Source organism: Streptomyces sp. NPDC005202 (assembly GCF_040608235.1).
GTDB lineage: Bacteria > Actinomycetota > Actinomycetes > Streptomycetales > Streptomycetaceae > Streptomyces.
In genome coordinates, this window is record NZ_JBEXHW010000031.1 from 35,333 (window position 1) to 43,952 (window position 8,620).

At 72.4% G+C, this 8,620-nt stretch carries 7 protein-coding genes and 1 riboswitch; of the genes, 2 read left to right on the forward strand and 5 right to left on the reverse strand.

From position 1 onward, the window contains the following. Nucleotides 1–33: 33 nt before the first annotated feature. Nucleotides 34–2,871: a GNAT family N-acetyltransferase gene (locus ABZV31_RS30750; RefSeq protein WP_355900154.1), complete on the reverse strand. Its 2,838-nt coding sequence runs from the start codon at nt 2,869–2,871 to the stop codon at nt 34–36. A gap of 178 nt (nt 2,872–3,049) precedes the next feature. Between ABZV31_RS30750 and ABZV31_RS30755 the strand changes: the two genes are divergently transcribed. Then, a complete protein-coding gene (locus ABZV31_RS30755; protein WP_355900156.1) occupies nt 3,050–3,331 on the forward strand; it encodes an HPr family phosphocarrier protein in 282 nt (93 codons plus the stop codon). Nucleotides 3,332–3,562: 231 nt separating this feature from the next. On the opposite strand, the gene ABZV31_RS30760 is transcribed toward ABZV31_RS30755, so the two are convergent. The 4 genes from ABZV31_RS30760 to ABZV31_RS30775 all read right to left on the reverse strand — a co-directional run bounded on the left by ABZV31_RS30760 (nt 3,563) and on the right by ABZV31_RS30775 (nt 8,376). Further along, the gene (locus ABZV31_RS30760; protein WP_355900158.1) at nt 3,563–4,258 is read right to left on the reverse strand and encodes a GntR family transcriptional regulator; all 696 of its coding nucleotides are present in this window, start codon (nt 4,256–4,258) and stop codon (nt 3,563–3,565) included. 190 nt (nt 4,259–4,448) lie between these two features. Beyond that, entirely contained in the window at nt 4,449–5,207 is a 759-nt protein-coding gene (locus ABZV31_RS30765; protein WP_355900160.1) for a M23 family metallopeptidase, read from the reverse strand. Between the two features lie 12 nt (nt 5,208–5,219). Beyond that, nucleotides 5,220–5,385, reverse strand: a riboswitch (cyclic di-AMP (ydaO/yuaA leader). A gap of 235 nt (nt 5,386–5,620) precedes the next feature. Next, nucleotides 5,621–7,009, reverse strand: coding sequence for a pitrilysin family protein (locus tag ABZV31_RS30770; protein WP_355900161.1), 1,389 nt, complete (start codon nt 7,007–7,009; stop codon nt 5,621–5,623). Beyond that, a complete protein-coding gene (locus ABZV31_RS30775; RefSeq protein WP_355900163.1) occupies nt 7,006–8,376 on the reverse strand; it encodes a pitrilysin family protein in 1,371 nt (456 codons plus the stop codon). The genes ABZV31_RS30770 and ABZV31_RS30775 overlap by 4 nt, the downstream gene beginning before the upstream one ends. Here ABZV31_RS30775 and ABZV31_RS30780 point away from each other — a divergent pair. Next, nucleotides 8,369–8,620, forward strand: a 252-nt coding sequence (locus ABZV31_RS30780) for a hypothetical protein (RefSeq protein WP_355900165.1), incomplete at its 3' end; no start/stop codon positions are given. The genes ABZV31_RS30775 and ABZV31_RS30780 overlap by 8 nt on opposite strands.

Genomic DNA, 8,620 nt, shown 5'->3' on the forward strand with positions numbered 1-8,620 from the left:
GCGAGGCACCGCACCGTGCCGGGGACACGTCGCTCAGTACGCCGGGAGCGTGCGCGGGCCGAGGTCGTCGCGGGCGGGCGGGGGCGCAAGGCGCACGCTGGCGCCGAGGACGCTCAGCCCGCGCCGGGCGACGACGACCGGCTCCAGGGTGACCGCGACGACCTCCGGGTGGTCGTGGACCAGCCGCGACACGCGCAGCAGCAGCTCCTCCAGCGCAGGTGTGTCGACCGGCGCCGAGCCGCGCCAGCCGAACAGGAGGGGCGCCGTCCGGACGGACCGGATCATCGAGGTCGCGTCCCGGTCGGTGACGGGGACCAGCCGGTGTGCCATGTCCCCGAGCAACTGCGAGGCGGCCCCGGCGAGCCCGAAGGAGAGCACCGCGCCGGCGGCCGGATCGATCACGGCCCTTACGACCGTGTCCACCCCGCGCGGGGCCATCCCCTGCACCACCGGCCGCAGCTCCTGCGGGCTGCCGAACAGCTCGGTCAACTCGGCGTACGCCCGCCGCAGTTGCTCCTCGTCCGCGAGATCCAGCCGTACGCCACCCAGGTCGGCGCGGTGCCGCAGGTGCGGGGCGGTGGCCTTGAGGGCGACGGGGTAGCCGAGGGTGCGGGCGGCTTCGGCGGCGGCTTCGGGGGAGGGTGCCGGGACGGCCCTGCGGACGGCGATCCCGTACCGCCCGAGCAGCTCGCACGTCTCGTCCGTGCCGAGCGTGAGCCCCTGCCCGCGCGTGAGCAGCCCCTCGATCAGCCGGGCGGCGCCCTTCTCGTCGATGTCGTCGTACTCGGGCACCTTCCCGGGGTCGGCGGCCTCCCGCCGCCACTGGGCGTACTTCACGGCCTCGGCGAGGGCACGGACGGCGCGTTCGGCGGCGGGGTAGGCGGGGATGAGGCGGGAGCAGGTGTGGGAGTCCCCGGGGACTGCGGCGGCCGGCGGTGCATCGCCGGGTCCCGCGTTCATGGACGCTGCCGCGGTGGGCACGCGTTGCGCGTTCGAACCTGCGTATGGTGCGGTGCCGGCCGCAGCCGACAACGCCTCCGCCAGCCCACCCAGCTCGACGTGCACCACCAGCACCGGTTTCCCGGGAACCGTCTCGGCAGCGGATCTCAGGGCCTCCGCCAACGCCGCGTCCCCGGCCGGCGTCTCCCCCACCGCCGGTATCGCCGTCACGACCACCGCGTCGCACGTCTCGTCGGCCAACGCCCGCGACAACGCCACCCGGAAGTCCTCCGCCGACGCCGCGGTCGTCAGATCCAGCGGCGGCTGCGGCCGCAACCCCTCGGAGAGACACGCGTCGTACGTCAGCATCCCCAGCGATTCGGAGTTCCCCAGAATCGCCACCCGCGGCCCGGCGGGCAACGGCTGGCGCGCCAGCAGCAACCCCGTGTCCACCAGCTCCGTGATGGTGGACACGCGGATCACCCCGGCCTGCCGGAGCAGCGCGGACACCGTCGCGTGCGGCAACCGCGTCGCCCGTACCGTATGCCCCTGCGGAGCGGAACCGGCTCCCTGCACCACGACCAGCGGCTTCGCCGCCGCCGTGCGCCGGGCGAGGCGGGTGAACTTGCGCGGGTTGCCGATGGACTCGAGGTACATGAGGACCACGTCGGTGTCGGGGTCGTCGTACCAGTACTGCAGGACGTCGTTGCCGGAGACGTCCGCCCGGTTGCCGGACGACACGAAGGTCGACACGCCCGTGACCCCGGTGACCCCTCCCCCGCGCCGGTGCAGCCGGGACAGCAGGGCGATGCCGATGGCCCCCGACTGCGCGAACAGCCCGATGCGGCCGGGCCGGGGCATCTCGGGAGCGAGGGAGGCGTTCAGCCGGACGTCCGGCGAAGTATTGATGATCCCGAAGGCGTTGGGCCCGATGATGCGCATGCCGTACGCGCGCGCGTGCCGCACGAGGGCGCGCTGGCGCTCGCGCCCCTCGGGCCCGCTCTCCGCGTACCCGGCGGAGATCACCACGAGGCCCTGCACGCCGTGCTCTCCGCACTCGGTGACGACCTCCGGGACGTGCTCGGCCGGCACGGCGACGACCGCGAGGTCGACCGGGGAGTCGATGTCCCGCACCGAGCGGTGCGCGGGCACCCCGTCGATCTCCTTCTGATCCTCGGAAAAGGCCCTGTTCACGGCGTGGAGACGGCCGGTGAACCCGGCGTCGCGGATGTTGTCGAGGATGCTCCGGCCCACGCCCCCGGGCGTCCGGCCCACGCCGATGACGGCGAGCGAACCGGGTACCAGCAGCCGCCGTACCGACCGCGCCTCGGCGCGCTGCTCCCGCGCGCGCTGCACGGCCAGGGAACGGTCCGTCGGCTCGATGTCGAACTCCAGGCGGACGACGCCGTCCTCGAAGCTGCGCTTCTGGGTGTACCCGGCGTCCGTGAACACCTTGATCATCTTGGTGTTGGCGGGCAGCACCTCGGCGGTGAAGCGCCGGATGCCGCGCTCGCGCGCGACGGCCGCGATGTGCTCCAGGAGAGCGGAGGCGACCCCGCGCCCCTGATGCGCGTCCTGCACCAGGAAGGCGACCTCGGCCTCGTCGGCGGGCGCGGAGGCGGCCATGCCGTCGGCACCGATGCGGTCGTAGCGTACGGTGGCGATGAACTCGCCGCCGACCGTGGCGGCGAGTCCCACCCGGTCCACAAAGTCGTGGTGCGTGAAGCGGTGGACGTCCTTCGCGGACAGGCGCGGGTAGGGCGCGAAGAAGCGGTAGTACTTCGACTCGTCCGAGACCTGCTCGTAGAAGCTGACCAGGCGGCCGGCATCGTCAATGGTGATGGGCCGGATCCGCGCGGTGCCGCCGTCGCGCAGCACCACGTCGGCCTCCCAGTGGGCGGGGTACTCGTGCCGGTCCGACGGGGTCTGCATGGGCCCCAGAGTAAGGCTCGCGTCCGACAACGGCGCGAGGCAGTCTGTGGAGGACGAAAGTCGGACCGAGGCCGCGGTCCGGCGACACCCCAGGGGCGGGACGAAGGACCGCTCCGGGCATGCTTCACGATGTGGGAAACTGGTCTAGACAACCCTGATACCTGAAGGGCACCATCACATGGCTGAGCGCCGCGTCAACGTCGGCTGGGCCGAGGGCCTCCACGCCCGCCCCGCCTCCATCTTCGTCCGGGCCGCCACGGCCGCAGGCATCCCCCTGACGATCGCCAAGGCCGGCGGCACCCCCGTCAACGCGGCCTCCATGCTGGCCGTCCTCGGCCTCGGCGCCCAGGGCGGCGAGGAGGTCGTCCTGGCGTCCGACGCCGAGGGCGCGGACGCTGCCCTCGACCGGCTGGCCAAGCTGGTCTCCGAGGGTCTCGAGGAGCTTCCCGAGACGGTCTGATCCATGCGGGGAAGCCGCGTCGCCCTTTCCGGGCGGCGCGGTTTCGCCGTTTTCGGGCGGCGCGGCTTCGCCGTTTTCGCACCCGATTCCGGTGGATTTACCGCGGGCACATTCCGGACGCTCACCGCGGGCACACGAATAGCGCGCCGCCATAAATTCCCGGCCCGCGCGAAAAAGGGCAACGGAAATACACCTCCGCCGAATATCCCTTCTTTGTATACGTCGCGCGTGTTAATGCTGCAGGCCCGACATGTTTACGGGATGTTGCGAAGTTCTCACACGGCCTGCGCGGTCCGCGCCGCCGGGGAAACGCAGCCGGTGCGCGGCACTCGCGCGCTCGGTGTGCAGTGCGGTGATGGCCCGCGCGCGCTCGCTGTCGCCGCGCGCGACGGCGTCCACGATGGCCCCGTGCTCGGCCCAGGACTCCACGGGGTTGGCCGACGCCTCCACCGCGTACATCCAGGCGATCTTGTGCCGCAACTGGGTCAGCATCGAGGTCAGCGCATGGCTGCCGGAGGCCTGGGCGAGCGTCTCGTGGAACCAGCCCCCCAGGGAGCGCAGGTCCTCGCTGCTACCCCGCCTGGCCCGCTCCTGGCCCAGCCGGACCAGGCCGCGCAGCACCTTCAAATGGGCCTCCGTGCGCCGCTGGGCGGCGCGGGAGGCGCCGAGCGGCTCCAGGAGCAGGCGCATCTCCAGCAGGTCGGCCGCCTCCTGCTCGGTCGGCTCGGCGACACACGCGCCCGCGTGCCGCCGGGTCACCACGAAACCCTCGGCCTCCAGGGTGCGCAGGGCCTCACGCACGGGGACACGCGAGACGCCGTAGCGGCGCGCGAGGACTTCCTCGGTGAGCCGGCTGCCGCGCTCGTGGACACCGGCGACGATGTCGTCCCGGATCGCCGTGCACACCGAGTGCGCCGGAATACGCATGACCGACCTCCGCCTTAATCCCCGTGAAACGTCGACGATGGACGCGTGTTCCGTGACTCTATTGCAATGAGCCGGAATTTCCGATGGCGGGCCGGAATCCATGGAGTTTTTTTGGACAGTCGGGCGTCCGAAACACCGAAAGCCCCGGCTCGGGGAGCCGGGGCTTCGGGACGTCTGCGGCGCCGATGCGTCAGACGTTCACGCCGTGCTTGCGGAGGTAGGCCACGGGGTCGACGTCGGAGCCGTAGTCCGGGGTCGTCCGGGCCTCGAAGTGGAGGTGCGGTCCGGTGACGTTGCCGGTCGCTCCGGAGAGGCCGATCTGCTGACCCGCAATGACCCTCTGGCCCACCGAGACGCCGATGGACGACAGGTGACCGTACTGGGTGTACATGCCGTCGGCCATCTTGATCACGATCTGGTTGCCGTACGCGCCGCCCCAGCCGGTCTCGACGACGGTGCCGACGCCGACGGCGTGGACGGCGGTGCCGCTGGCGGCATGGAAGTCGATGCCGGTGTGGGCGCCGGAGGACCACAGGGAGCCGCCGGCCTTGTAGCCGGTGGAGACGTAGGAGTTGACGATCGGCGGGACGAAGGCGTTGAGGCGCTTGCGCTCGGCCTCGCGGGCGGCGCGTGCCTTGGCCTCGCGCTCCTTCTTCGCCTGCTCGGCGGCCTTCTTGCGCGCGGCCTCCTCGGCCTTCTTCTGCTCGGCCGCCTGCTTCTGGGCGACGGCCTGGGCGTCGATCTTCGCGGCGACGGAGTCGCCGATCGTGACGACCGGCGTGAGGCCGGTGTCCTCGGGAGCAGGAGCCTCGGCGGCGAGCGCCGGGGCGGCGGCAACGGTGCCGATGACGCCGGTGGTGGTCAGGGCCGCGACGCCCGCCGCGCGGGCGGTGGTGTGGCGCATCCGGCTCGGACGACGGTGCTTCCCGGCGGCGCGCGTGAATGCCATGTGGTGGCTGGTCCTTTCCTTCCCTCTCGCCTACCGGGTTAGCTGACGGGTTCGGAGCAGGAAGGTCTCCTACGGACCCCCTCGCGGCACGCGCGGGCGTCCGATTCACCCCAGGGACTGATGATGGGTCCCCGGCTCCCCTGGCTCGCGCCGTACGGGGACTCGGCGATGGCTGTCCGGTGCCGCGGGTGCGGCGCACTGCCTGACGGACAGCCGGACCGACGCTAAACGGGGCGTCTTTCAATTCCCAAACGGAACAGGGGTTTTGTAGCGCACGCCACAGGGCAGACGGGAAGCCTCTCCTCAATTCGGACATCACGCGGACATCAGGGAGCCCTGGTGACACTTCGGTCACCAGGGCTCCTCCGCGCGCGTGCCGTTCGCCGGCCGGTACGACCGTGCGCCGAGCGTCTCTACTCGGCCGCGACGACGGCGACTTGGCCGATGCCGAGGGCCTCGACCGGCTCCTTGATCTGCGCCGCGTCCCCGACGAGCACCGTCACCAGACGGTCCACCGGGAAGGCGTTGACGACCGCCGCGGTGGCCTCCACCGTGCCGGTCGCGGCGAGCTGCTGGTACAGCCTCGCCTGGTAGTCGTCGGGCAGGTGCTGCTCGACCTGGTCGGCCAGCGTGCTCGCCACGGCCGCCGCCGTCTCGAACTTGAGCGGCGCCACGCCGACGAGGTTCTGCACGGCCACGTCGCGCTCGGCGTCGGTGAGGCCCTCCGCGGCGAGCTTGCGGAGCACTGTGAAGAGGTCCTCCAGGGCCGGCCCGGTGTTCGGGGTGTCTACTGAGCCGCTGATCGCGAGCATCGCGGCACCCGAGCCGTCGGGGGCGGAGCGCAGCACCTGGCCGAACGCCCGCACGCCGTAGGTGTAGCCCTTCTCCTCGCGCAGGACGCGGTCCAGGCGGGAGGTGAGGGTGCCACCGAGGCAGTAGGTGCCGAGCACCTGGGCGGGCCACACGCGGTCGTGCCGGTCGGGGCCGATGCGGCCGATGAGCAGCTGGGTCTGGACGGCGCCGGGACGGTCCACGATCACCACGCGACCGGTGTCGTCGGCGGTCACCGGCGGCACGGGCCGCGGCTTCACCGAGGGGCCGGTCCAGGAGCCCAGGGTCTGGCCGAGCAGGGCGTCGAGGTCGATGCCGGTGAGGTCGCCGACGACCACGGCGGTGGCCGTGGCCGGGCGGACGTGCCGGTCGTAGAAGGCGCGGACGGCCGCCGCGTCGATGCTGCGGACCGTCTCCTCGGTGCCCTGGCGCGGGCGCGACATGCGCGAGGTCGCCGGGAACAGCTCCTTGGAGAGCTCCTTGGCGGCGCGACGGGAGGGGTTGGCCATCTCGTGCGGGATCTCGTCGAGCCGATTGCGCACCAGCCGCTCGACCTCGCTGTCGGCGAACGCCGGCGCCCTGAGGGCATCGGACACCAGACCGAGCGCCTTGGGCAGGCGCGAGGCCGGGACCTCCAGGCTCAGGCGGACGCCGGGGTGGTCGGCGTGCGAGTCGAGCGTGGCGCCCGCGCGCTCCAGCTCGGCGGCGAACTCCTCGGCCGAGTGCTTGTCCGTGCCTTCGGAGAAGGCGCGCGCCATGATCGTGGCGACGCCGTCGAGGCCGGCCGGCTCGGCGTCGAGGGGTGCGTCCAGCAGCACCTCGACGGCGACGACCTGCTGGCCGGGGCGGTGGCAGTGCAGCACCGTCAGGCCGTTGTCGAGCGTCCCGCGCTCGGGCGCCGGGAACGCCCACGGCTTGGCCTCGCCCGCCTGGGGCCGGGGGTGGAACTCCATCGTGGCGAGCTCGGTCACTTCGCCGCCTCCTCGGTGTCGTCGGTGGCCGCGGCTACGGCGGCGTCGGTGTCGTCGGCCTCGCCGGCGACGGGCTCGTAGACGAGCACCGCGCGGTTGTCGGGGCGCAGGCGGGCCTTGGCGACCTCCTGGACCTCCTCCGGCGTCACCTCCAGGACGCGCTGGACGGCGGTCAGGGCGAGCTGCGGGTCGCCGAACAGGACGGCGTACCGGCACAGTTCGTCGGCGCGGCCCGCGACCGTGCCGAGCCGGTCCAGCCACTCGCGCTCCAACTGGGCCTGGGCGCGCTCCATCTCCTCGGCCGTCGGGCCCTTCTCGGCGAACCGGGCGAGCTCCTCGTCGATGGCGGCCTCGATGACCGGGACCTCGACGTCGCCGGAGGTCTTCACGTCCAGCCAGCCCAGGGAGGGCGCCCCGGCCAGCCGCAGCAGGCCGAACCCGGCGGCGACGGCCGTGCGGTCGCGCCGTACCAGCCGGTTGTACAGGCGGGAGGACTCGCCGCCGCCCAGGATGGTCAGCGCCAGGTCGGCCGCGTCGCACGCGCGCGTGCCATCGTGCGGAAGCCGGTAGGCGGCCATCAGGGCGCGGGCCGGGACCTCCTCCTCGACGACCTCGCGCAGCTGCTCGCCGATGATGTCGGGCAGCGAGCCGTCCCGCGGCTCCGGCTTGCCGTCGTGGGCGGGGATGGAGCCGAAGTACTTCTCGATCCAGGCGAGCGTCTGCTCGGGGTCGATGTCGCCGACGACCGAGAGGACGGCATTGTTGGGCGCGTAGTACGTGCGGAAGAAGGCGCGCGCGTCCTCCAGAGTGGCCGCGTCCAGGTCGGCCATGGACCCGATGGGCGTGTGGTGGTACGGGTGCCCCTCCGGGTAGGCGAGGGCGGTCAGCTTCTCGAACGCCGTGCCGTAGGGCACGTTGTCGTAGCGCTGGCGGCGCTCGTTCTTGACGACGTCCCGCTGGTTCTCCATGGACTCGTCGTCCAGGGCCGCGAGCAGGGAGCCCATGCGGTCGGCCTCCAGCCAGAGGGCGAGCTCCAGCTGGTGGGCGGGCATGGTCTCGAAGTAGTTGGTGCGCTCAAAACTGGTGGTGCCGTTCAGCGAGCCGCCCGCGCCCTGCACCAGCTCGAAGTGACCGTTGCCCTTGACCTGGGCGGAGCCCTGGAACATCAAATGCTCGAAAAGGTGAGCCAGACCGGTACGTCCCTTGACCTCGTGGCGGGAGCCGACGTCGTACCAGAGGCACACCGCCGCGACCGGGGTCAGGTGGTCCTCGGAGAGCACCACGCGCAGACCGTTGGCCAGGCGGTGCTCGGTCGCTGTCAGGCCGCCGGAGCCTGCCTCGGCTGTGGCCGTGTGACCCATGGGCATGTACGTCCCTTCGATCGCGGAGGCGGTCGTGGAAAACCGCCGTCTTGCTGCCGGTCCTGCCACAGTATGCAAGCGCGCGGACGCCTGGCGAAGTTCCCGGAGGTCGTACGCCGAGAGCGAGAACGGGGTCAACCGCCGCGAGCGCTCCGCCGGCACCCGGGAACACCGGGCCGGGCCGGGCGAGCCCGGATCCATGGGTGCCGGGCCGGGCAGGCAGGGCCGGGTGCGCGTGCCGGGCCGGGCG